This is a genomic window from Azospirillum baldaniorum (assembly GCF_003119195.2).
GTDB classification, from domain to species: Bacteria; Pseudomonadota; Alphaproteobacteria; order Azospirillales; family Azospirillaceae; genus Azospirillum; species Azospirillum baldaniorum.
Window position 1 is genome coordinate 604,478 of record NZ_CP022253.1, and the last position, 16,184, is coordinate 620,661.

Annotated in this window: 16 protein-coding genes; 11 read left to right on the forward strand and 5 right to left on the reverse strand. The window is 67.3% G+C overall.

The features are described 5' to 3' along the window. Nucleotides 1–277 precede the first annotated feature (277 nt). Entirely contained in the window at nt 278–496 is a 219-nt protein-coding gene (locus tag Sp245p_RS02815) for a DUF1127 domain-containing protein (RefSeq protein ID WP_014238561.1), read from the forward strand. 164 nt (nt 497–660) lie between these two features. Here Sp245p_RS02815 and Sp245p_RS02820 read toward each other — a convergent pair whose 3' ends face one another. Continuing rightward, nucleotides 661–1,797 (reverse strand): type III PLP-dependent enzyme, encoded by a 1,137-nt coding sequence (locus Sp245p_RS02820; RefSeq protein ID WP_014238560.1) that lies wholly within the window; start codon nt 1,795–1,797, stop codon nt 661–663. Nucleotides 1,798–2,239: 442 nt separating this feature from the next. Between Sp245p_RS02820 and Sp245p_RS02825 the strand changes: the two genes are divergently transcribed. Beyond that, nucleotides 2,240–2,749 (forward strand): MgtC/SapB family protein, encoded by a 510-nt coding sequence (locus tag Sp245p_RS02825; protein ID WP_014238558.1) that lies wholly within the window; start codon nt 2,240–2,242, stop codon nt 2,747–2,749. On the opposite strand, the gene Sp245p_RS02830 is transcribed toward Sp245p_RS02825, so the two are convergent. Both Sp245p_RS02830 and Sp245p_RS02835 read right to left on the reverse strand, forming a co-directional pair. Beyond that, nucleotides 2,733–3,917: a multidrug effflux MFS transporter gene (locus Sp245p_RS02830; protein WP_014238557.1), complete on the reverse strand. Its 1,185-nt coding sequence runs from the start codon at nt 3,915–3,917 to the stop codon at nt 2,733–2,735. The two genes, Sp245p_RS02825 and Sp245p_RS02830, sit on opposite strands and share 17 nt — an antisense overlap. A 63-nt stretch (nt 3,918–3,980) precedes the next feature. Further along, a complete protein-coding gene (locus Sp245p_RS02835) occupies nt 3,981–4,811 on the reverse strand; it encodes a M48 family metallopeptidase (RefSeq protein WP_014238556.1) in 831 nt (276 codons plus the stop codon). A gap of 197 nt (nt 4,812–5,008) precedes the next feature. Here Sp245p_RS02835 and Sp245p_RS02840 point away from each other — a divergent pair, with 197 nt between their 5' ends. The 6 genes from Sp245p_RS02840 (at nt 5,009) to Sp245p_RS02865 (ending at nt 11,360) form a co-directional block, all read left to right on the forward strand. Beyond that, nucleotides 5,009–6,139 (forward strand): sensor histidine kinase, encoded by a 1,131-nt coding sequence (locus Sp245p_RS02840; protein WP_014238555.1) that lies wholly within the window; start codon nt 5,009–5,011, stop codon nt 6,137–6,139. Nucleotides 6,140–6,345: 206 nt separating this feature from the next. Continuing rightward, nucleotides 6,346–6,738, forward strand: coding sequence for a hypothetical protein (locus tag Sp245p_RS02845; RefSeq protein WP_014238554.1), 393 nt, complete (start codon nt 6,346–6,348; stop codon nt 6,736–6,738). Nucleotides 6,739–7,052: 314 nt separating this feature from the next. Beyond that, nucleotides 7,053–8,390, forward strand: coding sequence for a sn-glycerol-3-phosphate ABC transporter substrate-binding protein UgpB (gene ugpB, locus Sp245p_RS02850; RefSeq protein WP_014238553.1), 1,338 nt, complete (start codon nt 7,053–7,055; stop codon nt 8,388–8,390). 139 nt (nt 8,391–8,529) lie between these two features. After that, nucleotides 8,530–9,414 (forward strand): sn-glycerol-3-phosphate ABC transporter permease UgpA, encoded by an 885-nt coding sequence (ugpA, locus tag Sp245p_RS02855; RefSeq protein ID WP_014238552.1) that lies wholly within the window; start codon nt 8,530–8,532, stop codon nt 9,412–9,414. Then, entirely contained in the window at nt 9,411–10,283 is an 873-nt protein-coding gene (gene ugpE, locus Sp245p_RS02860; protein ID WP_014238551.1) for a sn-glycerol-3-phosphate ABC transporter permease UgpE, read from the forward strand. The genes ugpA and ugpE overlap by 4 nt, the downstream gene beginning before the upstream one ends. Nucleotides 10,284–10,286: 3 nt before the next feature. Further along, nucleotides 10,287–11,360 (forward strand): sn-glycerol-3-phosphate import ATP-binding protein UgpC, encoded by a 1,074-nt coding sequence (locus Sp245p_RS02865; RefSeq protein WP_109138343.1) that lies wholly within the window; start codon nt 10,287–10,289, stop codon nt 11,358–11,360. 18 nt (nt 11,361–11,378) lie between these two features. Here Sp245p_RS02865 and Sp245p_RS02870 read toward each other — a convergent pair. Continuing rightward, nucleotides 11,379–12,136, reverse strand: a protein-coding gene (locus tag Sp245p_RS02870) for an IS5-like element ISAzba5 family transposase (RefSeq protein ID WP_088123913.1) whose coding sequence is annotated in 2 segments (ribosomal slippage) — nt 11,379–11,803 and nt 11,803–12,136 — 759 coding nt in all. Because the reading frame shifts where the segments join, the coding sequence is not laid out codon by codon here. Nucleotides 12,137–12,250: 114 nt separating this feature from the next. Here Sp245p_RS02870 and Sp245p_RS02875 point away from each other — a divergent pair. The 3 genes from Sp245p_RS02875 (at nt 12,251) to Sp245p_RS02885 (ending at nt 14,533) form a co-directional block, all read left to right on the forward strand. Further along, nucleotides 12,251–12,685 (forward strand): VOC family protein, encoded by a 435-nt coding sequence (locus Sp245p_RS02875; protein ID WP_014241695.1) that lies wholly within the window; start codon nt 12,251–12,253, stop codon nt 12,683–12,685. 446 nt (nt 12,686–13,131) lie between these two features. Further along, nucleotides 13,132–13,761: a calcium-binding protein gene (locus Sp245p_RS02880; RefSeq protein ID WP_014241693.1), complete on the forward strand. Its 630-nt coding sequence runs from the start codon at nt 13,132–13,134 to the stop codon at nt 13,759–13,761. A 262-nt stretch (nt 13,762–14,023) separates the two neighbouring features. Then, complete coding sequence (locus Sp245p_RS02885) at nt 14,024–14,533, forward strand: hypothetical protein (RefSeq protein WP_014241692.1); 510 nt, start codon at nt 14,024–14,026, stop codon at nt 14,531–14,533. A 37-nt stretch (nt 14,534–14,570) separates the two neighbouring features. Here Sp245p_RS02885 and Sp245p_RS02890 read toward each other — a convergent pair whose 3' ends face one another. Further along, on the reverse strand, nt 14,571–16,007 hold the full coding sequence (locus Sp245p_RS02890) for a DEAD/DEAH box helicase (RefSeq protein ID WP_014241691.1): 1,437 nt from the start codon (nt 16,005–16,007) through the stop codon (nt 14,571–14,573). Between the last annotated feature and the right edge of the window lie 177 nt (nt 16,008–16,184).

The following is a 16,184-nucleotide window of genomic DNA, read 5'->3' on the forward strand; positions in this document are numbered from 1 at the left end:
ACAGGTAGGACGCCCTGCGGCGGCTGTCCAGCGCTCCGTTTCAAACCCGGTTTGTTGGTGAACTGCACAATTTGTGACGCCCAAAAGCTGTGCATTCGTCCATTATTCTTGCATCGGTGATATTCCTACGACAGCTATCGAGAAAGCTCACGGCTCGCATACCCACATGGCGGTGGCGGGTTTGCGCGGGATGAGCAATATTCTTTCTCACAAAGCGAGGGTGCGGCGGCCACTTCCGGCAGGCCCCCTCGGGACCTTCAAAGATAGGATGACCACCATGGCAATCGCTCTGCGCACGGCCCCCGCCGGCCGTACCCTGCGCCCTGCTCCGGTGGCGTATGTGCTGGACAGCGTTCTGGACACGTTCGCCCTGTGGCGGCAGCGCACCATCACCCGCCGCGAGCTGGCTCGGCTGGACGACCGGATGCTGCACGACATCGGCATTTCCCAGATCGACGTCGAAGGCGAAATCAGCAAGCCGTTCTGGAAGGCGTAATGCCGCCGTCACGGCTGCGGGAGACCGCAAGGAAAAGGGCCGCCCCTGTGTAAGGGAGCGGCCCTTTTCGCATTTGGGTCTTGGGGCTTCCGCAAGCGGTCAAAAGAAAAGGCCACTCTTCGCGAAGGAAGAGTGGCCTTTTTCTCAGCCGAAACGCCGCCCGATCAGATGCAGATCTGCTGGAGCGGGGCGAAGCCGTTGAAGCAGACCGCCGAGTAGGTCGTCGTGTAGGCGCCCGTGGCGTGGATGCGCACGCGGTCGCCGGCCTTCAGGTCCATCGGCAGCTTGTACTCGGCGCGCTCGTAGAGCACGTCGGCGCTGTCGCAGGTCGGGCCGGCCAGAACGACCGCCTCGCTGTCGCCTTCGCCGTCGTCCCCCATCACCTGGATCGGGTACTGGATCGCCTCGTCCATCGTCTCGGCGAGACCGCTGAACTTGCCGATGTCCAGATAGACCCAGCGCTTCACGTCGTTGGCCGACTTGCGGGAGACGAGGACGACCTCGCTCTCGATGATGCCGGCGTTGCCGACCATGCTGCGGCCCGGCTCCACGATGGCTTCCGGCAGGCGGTTGCCGAAGTGGGTGCGCAGGGACTCGAAGATGGCCTGGCCGTAGGCGGTGGTCTCCGGCACGTCGGTGCGGTAGCGGGTGGGGAAGCCGCCGCCCAGGTTGATCATGCCGAGATCGACGCCCAGCACCTCAAGCTCGCGGAACAGCTGCGCCACCTGGAAGATGGCGTGGTCCCACTGCATCAGGTCCTTCTGCTGCGAGCCGACGTGGAAGGACACGCCGTAGGGAACGACGTTCATGCCCTTGGCCTTCAGCAGCAGCTCGCGCGCCATGGCGAGGTCGCAGCCGAACTTGCGGGACAGCGGCCACTCGGCGCCCTCGCCGGAGGTCAGGATGCGGCAGAAGACGCGGGCGCCGGGGGCGGCGCGGGCGATCTTCTCCAGCTCCGCCTCGCTGTCGAAGGCGAACAGGCGCACGCCCAGCTCGAAGGCGCGGCGGATGTCCGCTTCCTTCTTGATGGTGTTGCCGTAGGAGATGCGCTCCGGCGCGCAGCCGGCGGCCAGCACCATCTGGATTTCCGGGACGCTGGCGGTGTCGAAGGCGGAGCCCAGACGGGTCAGCAGGCCGAGGATCTCCGGCGCCGGATTGGCCTTCACGGCGTAGAAGATCTTGGCGTCCGGGAGCGCTTCCTCCAGGTCGTGGTAGTTCGCTTCCACGACGTCCAGATCGACGACGAGGCACGGGGTCTGCGGACGCTGCTCTTCGAAAAAGCGCGCAATCTTATCGGTCATCTCAGTCTCCCGGACGCAAGATGAAGGTGTCGGACGAATTGTGAAAAAGCAGGGGCGGAGCGGCCGCGCGCTGCTGACCGGTCAGAAAGAAAAGACGGTCAGGCGCTCAGGCCGCCCATACTGGACTGCCGTGTTGCCTTGCGGGGAAGGACCGGACTGGACAGAACCGGAAAGAGTCGGAGACGGGTGAGCCGGTGCCCACCCACAACAACATGAACCATCGTAACCTCCAAGACGCCGCCTTGCTTAAGGGACGGTCGGGGATCACGCGTTACGTCGTTGCATAACCACATCTCGAAAAGGACGAGGGGCGGGCCAGCGGCACGTGCGCTTGCGAGTTGCGGTTACATAGATCGAACGGGCCGCCTTTTAAAGTGAAAAATGCGACCGGGCGCAAAAAAGTAGCAAGCGTTACGCAAAGGTAAAAATAGGGAGGAATAACATGGACTTGAGTACGGCCATTCCGGTCTGGGACATGGCGGCCCGGCTGGCCGCGGCGGCGGTTTGCGGGGCGGCGCTGGGACTCGACCGCGAGATCCGGGGCAAGGCGGCGGGGCTGCGCACCCACACGTTGGTGGCCATCAGCGCGGCGGTGACGACTCTGGTTGCGCTGGAGCTTTATTGGGGCATGGCCGGGAAGGGGGCCGGCGGGGGCGACATGGACCCCACCCGCGTCATCCAGGGCATCGCCCAGGCCATCGGCTTCATCAGCGCCGGGGTGATGTTCCGCGCCGGGACCACGGTGCGCGGGGCGACCACCGCGGCGCTGATCTGGATGGCCGGCGCGCTGGGCATCGCCTGCGGCGCCGGGTTCTACGTGCTGGCGGGAATGGCGCTGGCGCTCTGCCTCGCCGTGACGATCGTCTTCTCCTACGCCCTGCGCTGGATGCCGGAGCCCGCCAAGACCGCCAATTCCATCAAGCCCGCCAATTCCATCAAGCCCGAGGACTGACCAGGAGCCGGTGGGCCAGCGCGCCGCCGAGCGCGACCAGCCCGATGGCCGTCATCATGGGAAGCTGGCTGTCCGCGTGGGTGTGGCCGAGCACCACGCCGATCAGCGCCGCCACGGTCATCTGCACGAAGCCGACCAGCGAGGAGGCCAGCCCGGCCATCATCGGGTAGGGGCCGACCGCACCGGCCATGGCGTTGGGCAGGGTCAGCCCGGCGCCCAGCATGAAAAGGAAGACGGGACCCACCACCGCCGCCAGATGCAGCACCCCGCCCAGCGCCAGCCCCACCCCGAGCAGGCCGCCGGCCAGCGAGACCGCCGTGCCGGTGCGGATCATCCGCGGCCCGCCCAGCCGCGCGCTCAGCCGCCCGGCGAAGAAGGAGCCCACCGCGTAGCCCAGCACCACCGCGGCGAAGCTTCCCCCGAACTGCGCGGGCGTCAGGTGCAACCGTCCGATCAGCACGAAGCTGGACCCGGAAATGAAGGCGAAGATGCCGCTGTAGGCGAAGGCCACCGTCAGCATCTGCCCGACGAAGCCGCGGTCGCGCAGCAGCAGCGCGTAGTTGGCGAGCAGCCGTCCGGGCTGCAGCGCCGTCTCGTCGCGGTTGGCGTTGGTCTCGCCCATCAGGGTCCAGGTGGCGGCCAGGATCAGCGCGGCGAAGCCGGTCAGCAGCAGGAAGTTGCTCCGCCAGCCGAACCACTCCGTTAGGACGCCGCCCAGGATGGGGCCGGCGGCCGGGGCCAGGGTCATGGCCATCGCCATGTAGGCCAGCACGGTCGCCGCCCGGTCGCGCCCGAAGACGTCGCGCACCACCGCCCGCGCCACCACCGGGCCGCAGCACGCGCCCAGCGCCTGGAAGAAGCGGGCGACGATCAGCGTCTCGATGTCGTCGGTCAGCGCGCAGGCGGCGCTCGCCACCAGATAGATGAGGATGCCGCCGAGCAGGGCGGGCCGCCGCCCGAAGCGGTCGGACACCGGCCCGTAGACGAGCTGCGACACCGCGAAACCGGCGAGGAAGACCGACAGGGTGAGTTGCACCGTGGCGATGTCCGTGTCGAACACGCTGACCAGCGTCGGCAGGGAGGGCAGGTAGAGGTCGGTGGACAGCGGGCCGAAGGCGACGAGCGCCGTCAGCAGCACGCGGACGGTCAGGGAATCGGGGCGGGGCATGGAGGGGGGCGGGCCGGAAACAATGGGGGAGGCGCACTCTAGCAGAGGCTCGGCGCGACCCCGTTACGGCGTTTTGGCATGACCGTCATTTGCAGGTGAAACCATTTCCGCCCCCTCGCCACCGCCCTCGCCACCCCCTTCGCCATACCGCAGCAGCCGCGCGCCGTTGGCCTTCAGCCAGAGGCGCGGCGTGCGCACGTCGCCGGTCAGCTGCGCGCACAGCGTCCAGAAGCGCTGGGAATGGTTCATCTCGCGCAGATGCGCCACCTCGTGCCCCACCACGTAATCCAGCACGGACTCCGGCGTCAGGATGAGGCGCCAGGAGAAGGAGAGGCGTCCGGTGGCGGAACAGCTTCCCCAGCGGCTCTTGGTGTCGCGCACGGTGACGGCGGCGACCCGCGCGCCGATCAGCGCGGCCTTGGCGCGCGACCGCTCGGCCAACTCGCGCCGCGCCTCCGCCATCAGGAAGTCGCGCACCCGGCGGGCGACATGCTCCGCCCGGCCGCCGACCAGGATCGCGCCGTTCTCGCGCCGGGTCGCCCCGCGCAGGTCTGGACTGTGCCGGACGACGTGATCGATGCCGAGATAAGGCACCACCGCCCCGTCGGCGAAGGGAAGCTGCGGTGGCAGGGCGGCCAGCCGCGCCCGGACCCAGCCGTCGTGCCGCCCGACGAAGCGCAGCGCTTCGGCCTCCGGGACGCCCACCGGGATCACCACCTGGATCAGCCCGCGCCCGGCGTCCACCCGCAGGGTCATCCGGCGGGCGCGGGCGCTTTCCCGCAACTCCAGCGGCGCGGGCAGGCCGGCGACCGCCAGGGCGCGCGGGGCCTTGGGGCGTGGAGCCTGGGTTTTGGCCTGGGCTTTGGAGGGATGGGATTTGCGGCGGAAGAGCATACCTGACTTATAGCCTGCGTGGCCGGCTTGGGCCAATGGGGCGTTGTCCTTCACATTCAAACGGAATTTGTCCCAAGTGAGTTTTGCATGTGATATTTGACTCCGATGCCCAAGTGGCCGAATAAATGTGCTGCAATCTCAGTTTTTGCGGTGAAGTTGTGGGCGAGTATACCAGAAAGAACTCAACCGAAGGTCATATGACTGATCGTGCGATCTGGCTTGAGGCTCTGGTCTCCGCCAACGGCGCCGCTCACGCTCTGCTTGGGCTGGACGCGCGGCTTCTCGTGGTCAACCAGGCTTTTGCCGCGGCCTTCGGCTGCCTGCCGGAAGAGGCGGACGGCAAGGAGCTGACCGAGCTGGGCGTTCCGGCGGCCATCGTGTCCCAGGTGGAGGCGCAGGTCCGCCGTGTCGTGCTCACCGGGACCCCGGTGTCGGCCTTCGGCCTGCTGCCCCGTGGCGAAATGGTGCTGAGCCCGGTGCGCGACGCGGATGGGGTCGTCACCGCGGTCGCCGCCATCGCCGACACCAACGCCGCCGCTCTGGCCACCGCCCGCGCCGAGGCCGAGCGTGCGAAGGCCGAGACCGAGCGGGTCCGCCAGGAGGCCGAGACGGGACGCACCGCCATCGGGCGCTTCCTGTCGGCGGCCAGCCACGACCTGCGCCAGCCCTTCCAGGCCATGCATCTGTTCCACCATCTGCTGATGGGCCGCCTGACCGATCCCGGCGCGCGCGATCTCGGCGAGAAGCTGGAGATGTCGATCGAGGCGGCGGAGGGGCTTCTGCGCGCGTTGTTGGACGTGTCGAAGCTGGAGGCCGGGCTGGTCCGGATGCAGGTGCAGAGCTTCCCCATCGACGAGACGCTGGGCCGCCTGCTCAACGAGTTCGCGCCTGAGGCCGACGCCAAGGCCCTGCGCTTCAACGTCCGCCCCGCGGACGCGGAGGTGAGCACCGACCCGGTGCTGCTGGAACAGCTTCTGCGCCCGATCCTGTCCAACGCCCTGCGCTTCACCGAGTCGGGTGGCGTGCTGCTGGCGGCGCGGCGGCGCGGCGGCGCGTTGCGCGTCGAGGTGTGGGACACCGGCCTCGGCATCGCCCCCGCCGACCAGTCGGCGATCTTCGACGACTTCCGCCAGCTCGGCAACCCGAACCGCGACCGCCGACACGGGCTGGGGCTCGGCCTCGCCATTGTGCGGCGCCTTGCGACGCTGCTGGGCTTGACGGTTTCGCTGCGCTCGGTGCCCGGCAAGGGCTCCGTCTTCGCGGTGGATGTCCCCTTGGCGGCGGCGAGCGCCGCGGAACGGCCGGTCGAGAGCAGCAGCGCGGCCTGACAGGGCGGGGAGCACGTTTCCTCCCTCCCACCGAACGAACAGAGAGCGCCGTCCTCGCTTGCGCTTGCCGACCCGTCCATCGGCGCCGCACCGGACGTCGATGGAGCGCGCATACTTCCTCCGAAGGCCGGGGCTGTTCACGGCCCGTCGGCCCCGACGTCATGGTCTGGGTGCCCCATGGGCGCGGCCCGGGATCGGAGGGGAGCATGCATCACGAAGCAGGGTGCCGGCTGGCCGGTTGTCTGGCGGGGATGACGATCGCCGCCTTCGTCGTCCTGCCCGCCGCAGCGCAGACGACGAGCCTGGATTGGGACCAGCGCGGCTGCGTCTTCGGTCCCCGGCCCGGCTTGGACCGGCTGGTGCCCGGCTACAACCCCGGTGCGCAACCCTTTTACTGCCCGCCGCCTGCCGCGCTGTATCCCGCGCCGCCGGTCGCGCCCCCGACGGCATCGCACTATCTGTCGGCGCCGAGCCGGTCCTACTGCCTGCTGCGCTCCTCCGGCCTGATGGGGGACAGCCTGTCGCAACTGGCCGGGTCGCTGTGCCGGGACGACGCCGCGCTGTGGGCGCTCGCCCAAACATGGCACCCCGAGAGATGACGTAAGGGTGATAGTCCGCACTGATACGTACGGCTGATTGACAGCCTCCCCCTCTGTCCTTAAGGCTTGCAAAAAAGAAACACACATGCGGGGAGGAAAACCACAGATGCCGGCGCAGCATCCATCACCGCCTTAAGTCCCGTTCCATGCCTTACGCAGGACCGACGTTGCAACCGCGAAGAGCGGATGCGGCGCGCCCCTGCGCGCGTGTTCCGGACACGTCACCAAATCTTCACAAGACCGTCGCGGGACCGCAACCCGCACCCTGCATGTCAGCACATTACGCAATCGATTGGTTCCAGGGAGAGACCACCATGCTGACCCGCCGCAAGCTCGCCGTCTCGACGGCCGCCTTCGCGCTCGCCGCCGGTTTCACCGGTGCCGCCTACGCCCAGCAGAAGACCGTCGTCGAATTCTGGCACGGCCTGCCCCAGCCGCTCGGCGGCCAGCTCGAGCAGGTGGTGAAGGGCTTCAACGACAGCCAGGACAAGATCCAGGTCAACCCGACCTTCAAGGGCAGCTATCCGGAGACGATGCAGGCGGCCATCGCCGCCTTCCGCGCCGGCAACGCCCCGCACGTCGTGCAGATGTTCGAGGTGGGCACCGCCACCATGCTGTCCGCCGGCCCGGCCATCAAGCCGGTGCACCAGCTGATGAGCGAGACGGGGTCGGGCTTCGACGCCGCGGCCTACATCCCGGCGGTCCGGGGCTATTACAGCTCCAAGGACGGCAAGATGATGGCCCTGCCGTTCAACAGCTCCACCACCATCACCTTCTACAACAAGGACGCCTTCCAGAAGGCCGGGCTCGACCCCAACAAGCCGCCGGCGACCTGGCCGGAGGTGGCCGACGCGGCGCGCAAGCTGAAGGCGGCGGGCGTGACCTGCCCGATGACCTTCTCCTGGCCGACCTGGACGCAGTTCGAGCAGGTCGGCGCGCTCCACGACAAGCCCTTCGCGTCGGAGGCCAACGGCTTCGGCGGGCTGAACGCCACGCTGAAGATCAACGATCCGTTCTTCGTGAAGCATCTCCAGACGCTGATCGACCTGCAGAAGGAAGGCGCGCTGCGCTACGGCGGGCGCGACAACGCCGCGGACTCGCTGTTCCCGTCGGGCGAATGCGCGATGATCCAGGCGTCGTCCGGCCTGCGCGGGCGCATCATCAAGGAGGCCAAGTTCAACTGGGGCGCCGCGCCGCTGCCCTACTGGCCGGACGCCATCGCCTCGCCGAAGAACTCGATCATCGGCGGCGCCGCCTTCTGGGTGATGACCTCGCCCAAGCGCACCGCCGACGAGTACAAGGCCGTCGCCGCCTTCTTCAGCTACCTCGCCCGTCCGGAGGTGGACGCCAAGTGGCACATGGACACCGGCTACGTCCCGGTGACGCTCCAGGGCTTCGAGCTGGCGAAGAAGGAAGGCTTCTACGACAAGAACCCCGGCGCCGAGGTGCCGGCGGAGCAGCTGACCCGCACCGCCACCACGGAGAACACCATGGGGCTGCGGCTGGGCAACCTGCCGGAAATCCGCAACATCATCCAGGAGGAGATGGAGAAGGCGTTCCAGGGCCAGCAGACCGCCCAGCAGGCGCTGGACAACGCGGTGAAGCGCGGCGACACGGTCCTGCGCAACTTCGAGCGCGCCAACAAGAACTGAGCGTAACTCCCTCTCCCCTCTGGGGAGAGGGCAGGGGTGAGGGGGATGCGCTTGTGCCGGACGCTCCGCGATGCGCAACCCCCTCACCGGCCCTCCGGGCCACCCTCTCCCCGGAGGGGAGAGGGTTGAAAGGGATTCCATGCAACGTCGCGTGATTTTCGACAACAGGGCGCTGCCCTACCTGCTGCTGGCACCGCAGGTGGCGGTGACGCTGATCTTCTTCATCTGGCCGGCGGCGCAGGCGCTGTGGCAGTCGGTGCATCTCCAGGACGCCTTCGGGCTGCGCAGCCAGTTCGTCGGGCTGGAGAATTTCCAGGCGGTGCTGAGCGACCCGAACTATCTGGAGACGGTCAAGACCACCATCGTCTTCAGCGCGTCGGTGACCGTCCTGTCGCTGGCCTCCGCGCTGGGGCTGGCGGTGATGGCCGATTCGAAGATCCGGGCGGCGTCGGCCTACAAGACGCTGCTGATCTGGCCCTACGCGCTGGCCCCCGCGGTGGCGGCGGTGCTGTGGATGTTCATCTTCAACCCGGACATCGGCATCCTGGGCCGCGCGCTGAACAACCTCGGCTACGCCTGGGACTACCGGCTCAACGACGGGCAGGCGCTGACCATGGTCATCCTGGCGGCGAGCTGGAAGCAGGTCTCCTACAACTTCATCTTCTTCCTGGCCGGGCTGCAGGCCATCCCGCGCTCCGTGCTGGAGGCGGCGAGCATCGACGGGGCGGGGGCGGTGCGCCGCTTCTGGACGATCACCTTCCCGCTGCTGTCGCCGACCACCTTCTTCCTGCTGGTGGTGAACATCGTCTACGCCTTCTTCGAGACCTTCGGCACGATCCACGCCCTGACCCACGGCGGGCCGGGCAAGGCGACCGAGACGCTGATCTTCCGCGTCTACCAGGACGGCGTGGTCAACCACGACCTCGGCGGCTCCTCGGCGCAGTCGGTGATCCTGATGGTCATCGTCATCGCGCTGACCGCCATCCAGTTCCGCTTCGTCGAGCGCAAGGTGCATTACTCATGACCCGTGACCGCGACACCCCGCGCTCCGGCGGGCGCCTGATGGACATAGTCCCGCACCTGATCCTGATGCTGGGCGTCCTGATCTTCGCCTTTCCGATCTACGTGACGATCATCGGCTCGACCTGGGACGCCGCCACCATCGGGCGCGGCAACCTGCCGCTGACGCCCGGCGGCGAGATGCTGAACAACTACGCCTCGGCCTGGAGCGAGTCGCAGGGCAACCGCGTCATGCACACGCCCGTGCGCATCATGATGTGGAACAGCCTGGTCATGGCGCTGGTCATCGCGCTGGGCAAGATCGCCATCTCGATCATCTCGGCCTACGCGGTGGCCTTCTTCCGCTTCCCGCTGCGCATGGTCTTCTTCTGGATGATCTTCATCACGCTGATGCTGCCGGTGGAGGTGCGCATCATCCCGACCTACGAGGTGGTGGCCAACCTCGGCCTGATCGACAGCTACGCCGGGCTGACCATCCCGCTGATCGCCTCGGCCACGGCGACGCTGCTGTTCCGGCAGTTCTTCCTGACCATCCCGGACGAGCTGGTGGAGGCCGCCAAGATCGACGGGGCGGGGGCGCTGCGCTTCTTCCTGGACGTGGTGCTGCCCCTGTCGCGCACCAACATCGCGGCGCTGTTCGTCATCCTCTTCATCTACGGCTGGAACCAGTATCTCTGGCCGCTGCTGATCACCAACAGCGCGGAGATGGAGACGGTGGTCATCGGCATCACCAAGATGATCGGCAACGGCGAGGCCGCGACCGACTGGAACCTCATCATGGCGACGACGGTGCTGGCCATGCTGCCGCCGGTGGCGGTGGTCGTGCTGATGCAGCGCTGGTTCGTCAAAGGCCTTGTGGACAGCGAGAAATAAGAAATGGCAACGGTCGATCTGAATCAGGTCCGCAAGTCCTACGGCGCCGTCGAGGCCATCAAGGGCATCGACATCAGCGTCGCGGACGGGGAGTTCCTCGTGCTGCTCGGCCCCTCGGGCTGCGGCAAGTCCACGCTGCTGCGCATGGTCGCCGGGCTGGAGAGCATCACCGGCGGCGAGATCGCCATCGGCGGGCGGGTGGTCAACGGGCTGGAGCCCAAGGACCGCGACATCGCCATGGTGTTCCAGAACTACGCGCTCTACCCGCACATGAGCGTGTTCGACAACATGGCCTACGGGTTGAAGATCCGCGGCCTGCCCAAGGCGGAGATCCAGGCGCGCGTCGCCAAGGCCGCGGAAATCCTGGAGTTGAACCGCTTCCTCGACCGCCGGCCCAGCCAGCTTTCCGGCGGGCAGCGGCAGCGCGTCGCCATGGGCCGCGCCATCGTGCGCGAGCCCGCCGCCTTCCTGTTCGACGAGCCGCTGTCCAACCTGGACGCCAAGCTGCGCACCCAGATGCGCGTCGAGATCAAGCGGCTCCAGGACCGGCTGGGCATCACCAGCCTCTACGTGACGCACGATCAGGTGGAGGCGATGACGCTCGCCGACCGCATCCTGGTGATGAACCACGGGGTGGCCGAGCAGGTCGGCACGCCGCTGGAGGTCTACCAGCGCCCGGCCAGCCTGTTCGTGGCGGGCTTCATCGGGTCGCCGCCGATGAACGTGCTGGACGCGCGCTTCGACGGTGCCGGGCAGGCGGTGGCGCTGCCCGGCGGCACCGCCTTCCTCCTGCCGCGCCCGCGGCCCGACATGGCCGGGCGGCCGGTCAAGCTGGGTGTGCGGCCGGAGCATCTCGCCGTTACCCCCGGCCATGGGCCGCTGATCGTCACGGTCGATCTGGTGGAGGCCCTGGGCGCCGATACGGTGGTCTATGGCCGCCTGCCGGACGGCGAGGGAATGGTGGTCCGAGTCGCCGGCCTGCCGTTCTGCCGCGAGGGCGAAACCCTGCGCGTCGGCGCGCCGCCCGACGCCCTGCACTTGTTTGATGCCGAGACGGGACGGCGTTTGGCGGATTGAGTTGGTTAGGGTCCGGACTCATAACCAGTAGGCGACGGTTGCCACGATGTGGACGGCGGCCATGAAGTTGGTGGCGGAGCGGTCATAGCGGGTGGCGATGCGCCGGAAGTCCTTGAGGCGCCCAAACATGCGCTCGATGACGTTGCGGTTCCGATAGAGGTAGGGAGAGAAGCAGTTTTTCCAGCGCTTGTTGGCGCGTGGCGGGATGTTGGGCGCGGCTCCCGCCTCTTCGATCTTCCGGCGAACAGCGGCACTGTCGTATCCCTTGTCGCCGTGCAGGAGATCGGTGGCGGGCATCCGGTCGAGCAGACGGTCGGCGGCGGTGCAGTCGGCAACCTGACCGCCGGTCAACAGGAAGGCGAGCGGCCGACCGCGCGGATCGCTCAGGGCGTGGATTTTGGTGGTTCGTCCGCCACGGGACCGTCCGATGGCCTGGGCGCGCTCCCCCCTTTCCCGCCACTCGCCGAACGATGGGCACGGACCGCCGTGGAGTCGATCATCACCTGGGCCGGTGGGCCACCTGCCGCTGCCAACGCATGGAAGATATCCTCCCACACGCCCTTGGCCGCCCAGCGGACGAAGCGGTTGTAGAGCGTCTTGCGCGGACCGTAGACCGGCGGCGCGTCCGCCCAGCGCCCACCCGACTTCAGCACATGGACGATCCCGCTGATCACACGTCGGTCATCAACGCGCGGCTTGCCTCGGGTATCGCGCGGAAGGTGCGGCTCAAGCCGTCCGAACTGCTCCACCGTCAACCAGAACTGACCGTCGTTCATCACAAAGCCCCTTTCCAGGGCTTTGAATCATAACGATTCCCTTCGGGAAAGGCTCTTTATGGGTCCAGACCCTAGGGAACCACCAGCAGGGAGGGGGCGAAGACCCCGACGAGCATGAGCGCAACCGACCGCAAACCCGTTCCGCCCTTCCACCTCGCCTTCCCCGTCCGCGACAAGGAGGAGGCGCGCGCCTTCTACGCCGGCCTGCTGGGCTGCGGTGTGGGACGGGAATCCGACCGCTGGATCGACTTCGACCTCTACGGCCATCAGGTGGTGGCGCATGTGACGGAGGAGGCCGGGACCCGCGCCACCAACCCGGTCGATGGCGAGGACGTGCCGGCCAGCCATTTCGGCGTGATCCTGGATTGGGACGACTGGCACGCGCTGGCCGACAGGCTGAAGGCCGAAGGCGTGCGATTCCTCATCGAGCCGCAGATCCGCTTCAAGGGTCAGGCGGGCGAGCAGGCCACCATGTTCTTCCTCGACCCGAGCGGGAACGCTCTGGAGTTCAAGAGCTTCCAAGACATGGGGCAGATTTTCGCGCGGTGATGGACGCGTAGGGGCGGTTTGTCTTTCAATGGAACATCGGCCCTCTTCCTCACCGGGTGGAGGGCCTTTTCCTGTCGATCCGCAGCCTCTTCCCCGTTCTGTTCGTGTATCAATAGAAACACAGATGAGAGGCGTAGGGCTGAGTGTATCCTTCGCCGCTCCTGTTTGTGTTTTGCTTTTAATTAGATAGATAAGCAATGAAGTTAACGCTTTCGTGTGTATTTTATTGTTGTTGACTGTTTTCTTTTCCCGTGACAGATCTCGTTTTGAGAGCACTTCAGTGACTGTGCTCAACCGCATGCTGTCGTGTGCATGAGCGAGCGCAGCTGAAGAGCCTCTGTTCGGAAACCATGATCGACCGATCCGGTGAACGCGGCGCGGTCGGACAAACAAGAAAACTTTCCGGACATTCATTCGAAGATGCATAAAATAAGTGGGGATTCGACATGAGCGTCATCAATGGAACGTCAGCGTCCGAAGTGATCGACCTGCGGGGATTGGTTCCCGGCCCATATGAGAATGCCAACGGCTCCGCGGCGGGCGCTGGCAACGACACCGTGTATGGCAGCAGCTATCCCGACCTGATCCAGGGCGGGAGCGGAAACGATCTTCTCTACGGCTTCAACGGAAACGATATTCTGGTCGGCGACGACGGCAACGACACGCTGTATGGCGGCAACGGGAGCGACAGCCTTCTGGCCAGCTCGGGGAACGATCACCTGCTGGGCGAAGCCGGTGACGACACGCTGTACGGCGGGGCGGGCAACGACGTCTATTATCATTCGGCGAATGGCGGCGTGGATCTCATCAACGATGACAAGTCGGAAGCCGGAATGCCGGGCTATGGCGGCGGAACGTCCGACGTCGTGTACTTCACCGATGTGACGATGGCGAACCTCGCCTTCTTCCGTCCGACGGGAAGCAACGACCTGTGGATCTCCAGCGTGGCCGATTTCAGCGACGGCTATCTGAATGATGGCGTGATCATCCAGGACTTCTATCTGGGTGGAAACAACACCATCGAGTATCTGTACAGCTCCGACTCTTACGCAGTCAATCTGACGACGCTGCTCTGACCGGTCCATCGTCGCGAAATGGCAAAGCCGCCGCGGCCATCGCGGCGGCTTTTCTTTGTTGGGCAAGGAAATGGTTCGACGCCATCGGCATTTCTTTCACCCTCGCTGGGAAAATTCGGCTCTGCGCATCCAGTTCCACAGTCCCTTCCGCCCCCCTTCCGCCCTGGCGGATGCCTGTGGTCAGGCGCTGCCGGTGATGGCATGGAAACTGCTAAGGGGGAAGTTGCCGAGGGGGAGTCAGCGATCAACCAGGGGGTGTTTCATGAGCAGCCTGTCCGTCTCCGCGCCGGGATATGGCCCGTCAGCCGCGTACGCACTGAACGGTGGCGGGATCACCCGCTTTTCGGCGGCGACCAAGGCCACGCCGGAGATGATGGCGCGGGTCGGGGTCGGCGATTCCACCTTTCAACAGCAGATGAGGATCGCCGGTGATCCCAACGCCGTGGACCCGGCGGTCGCGGCGCGCAGCCGCGCCGTGCAGGCCCACACCGTGTTCCGGCAGGGCGGTCAGGTCGTCGCCGCCGTTTGGCGGGACGGCCAGACGCAGATGAGCAACGGGCTTGCGTCGCGGCTCGACTGGACCGCGCTGGAGCGGCAGACCGCCGCCCTGTCCGAAGCGCAGCGGCGCGACGTGATCGCCGCGGCCATCGCCAAACAGCTCGGCGGGAGCGTCCAGGTCCAGCGCTACGGCGACAGCGGCGCGGCGCCGACGCGTGGCGCGGTGATCGACGAGCAGGCCGCGGCAAATCGGGCGGTGCGCGGCGGACGGTGATCCCGCCGCGCACCGAACAGGCATAGGCTGTTTGGACTCAGGCCGCGGACCGCTTGTTCCCGCCCGGCTGGCCGCCATGCGGGGCGGGGCGGCGGTTGTGGCGGTTCTGCTGGTTGGCCGACACCTTGGCCTTCAGCGGCTGGTCGCCGGTGGCGCCGGCAACCCGTGCGCCCTGCGGCGCCTGCGGCTTCGCGCTCTGGGCCTTCGGCGCCTGAGCCCTCTGGCCCTGCGGCTTGCCGCCGCCCGGCTGCTGCTGCGGCTGGCCGCGGCCCGGACGGGGCTGCTTGGGCGCCGGCTTCGGCGGCTTGGCCGAAGAGGCGTGGATCGCCGCCACCACCGACGCGTGGTAGGGATGGTCGTGGTCCGCCGGGACCGGCTGGCGGATGGTCTTCTCGATGGCCTTCAGATAGGCCACCTCCTCGGCGTCGCAGAAGGACACCGCGCTGCCGTCGGTGCCGGCGCGGGCGGTGCGGCCGATGCGGTGGACGTAGCTTTCCGGCTCGTTCGGCAGGTCGAAGTTGATGACGTGCGTGATGCCGTCGATGTCGATGCCGCGCGCCGCGATGTCGGTCGCCACCAGCGCCTTCAGGTCGCCGCTGCGGAAGGACTCCAGCGCACGCACGCGGGCCGACTGCGACTTGTCGCCGTGGATCGCGTCGGCAGGAACGCCGGCCTTCTTCAGATGGTCGGCGATGCGGTCGGCGCCGTGCTTGGTGCGGGCGAAGACGATCGTCCGCTCCATGGCACCCTCCTGGAGGAGGTCGGCGAGCAGGCGACGCTTGTCGGCGCGGTCCACGAACAGCACACGCTGGGCGATGCGCTCCACCGTGGTGGACTGGGGCGCCACCTCGATCCGCTCGGCGTCGGTCAGGATGCTGTGTGCCAGCTCGACCACGGCTTCCGGCATGGTGGCGGAGAACAGCAGGGTCTGGCGCTGCTTCGGCAGGACCGCGACCACCTTCCGCACGTCGCGGATGAAGCCCATGTCGAGCATGCGGTCGGCCTCATCCAGGACGAAGATCTCGACCTGGTCGAGCACGCACTGCTTCTGGGCCATCAGGTCCAGCAGGCGGCCCGGAGTCGCCACCAGCACGTCGGTGCCGCGGGCCAGAGCGGCAACCTGCGGGCTCTGCCCGACGCCGCCGTGGATCACCGTGCGGCGGATCGGCAGGTGCCGGCCGTAGGTGCGGAAGCTCTCGCCGATCTGCAGCGCCAGCTCGCGCGTCGGCGTCAGGATCAGCGTGCGCGGCGCCTTGGCCTGCACGCGCTTCTTGTTCTGGAACAGCCGCTGCAGGATCGGCAGGGTGAAGGCGGCGGTCTTGCCGGTGCCGGTCTGGGCGAGGCCGAGCACGTCGCGGCCCTCCAGAAGAACGGGGATGGCGCCGGCCTGGATCGGCGTGGCGGTCTGGTAACCCTCTTCGGCGACGGCGCGCAGAAGGGGCTCGATCAGGCCGAGGCCACTGAATTCGGTCATACGGGGAGGGTCCTGGTCACGTGAACAGAGGCTGCACCTGGGCCGTGCCCGGACATGGCCGGGGGCGGCGTGGCTTGGGGCGCTCCGCCGCGGGAGTGCGCGGAGCCATCAATTCACCGTGGGAAGGCGCAAGCGGCGCCGGTACCGGGACGACGAGGAGCCGGCAGCCCCAAAGCA

Coding starts and splice junctions, on each gene's coding strand:
- Sp245p_RS02815 (WP_014238561.1), top strand. CDS start 278: ATGGCAATCGCTCTGCGCACGGCCCCCGCCGGCCGTACCCTGCGCCCT.
- Sp245p_RS02820 (WP_014238560.1), bottom strand. CDS start 1,797: ATGACCGATAAGATTGCGCGCTTTTTCGAAGAGCAGCGTCCGCAGACC.
- Sp245p_RS02825 (WP_014238558.1), top strand. CDS start 2,240: ATGGACTTGAGTACGGCCATTCCGGTCTGGGACATGGCGGCCCGGCTG.
- Sp245p_RS02830 (WP_014238557.1), bottom strand. CDS start 3,917: ATGCCCCGCCCCGATTCCCTGACCGTCCGCGTGCTGCTGACGGCGCTC.
- Sp245p_RS02835 (WP_014238556.1), bottom strand. CDS start 4,811: ATGCTCTTCCGCCGCAAATCCCATCCCTCCAAAGCCCAGGCCAAAACC.
- Sp245p_RS02840 (WP_014238555.1), top strand. CDS start 5,009: ATGACTGATCGTGCGATCTGGCTTGAGGCTCTGGTCTCCGCCAACGGC.
- Sp245p_RS02845 (WP_014238554.1), top strand. CDS start 6,346: ATGCATCACGAAGCAGGGTGCCGGCTGGCCGGTTGTCTGGCGGGGATG.
- ugpB (WP_014238553.1), top strand. CDS start 7,053: ATGCTGACCCGCCGCAAGCTCGCCGTCTCGACGGCCGCCTTCGCGCTC.
- ugpA (WP_014238552.1), top strand. CDS start 8,530: ATGCAACGTCGCGTGATTTTCGACAACAGGGCGCTGCCCTACCTGCTG.
- ugpE (WP_014238551.1), top strand. CDS start 9,411: ATGACCCGTGACCGCGACACCCCGCGCTCCGGCGGGCGCCTGATGGAC.
- Sp245p_RS02865 (WP_109138343.1), top strand. CDS start 10,287: ATGGCAACGGTCGATCTGAATCAGGTCCGCAAGTCCTACGGCGCCGTC.
- Sp245p_RS02875 (WP_014241695.1), top strand. CDS start 12,251: ATGAGCGCAACCGACCGCAAACCCGTTCCGCCCTTCCACCTCGCCTTC.
- Sp245p_RS02880 (WP_014241693.1), top strand. CDS start 13,132: ATGAGCGTCATCAATGGAACGTCAGCGTCCGAAGTGATCGACCTGCGG.
- Sp245p_RS02885 (WP_014241692.1), top strand. CDS start 14,024: ATGAGCAGCCTGTCCGTCTCCGCGCCGGGATATGGCCCGTCAGCCGCG.
- Sp245p_RS02890 (WP_014241691.1), bottom strand. CDS start 16,007: ATGACCGAATTCAGTGGCCTCGGCCTGATCGAGCCCCTTCTGCGCGCC.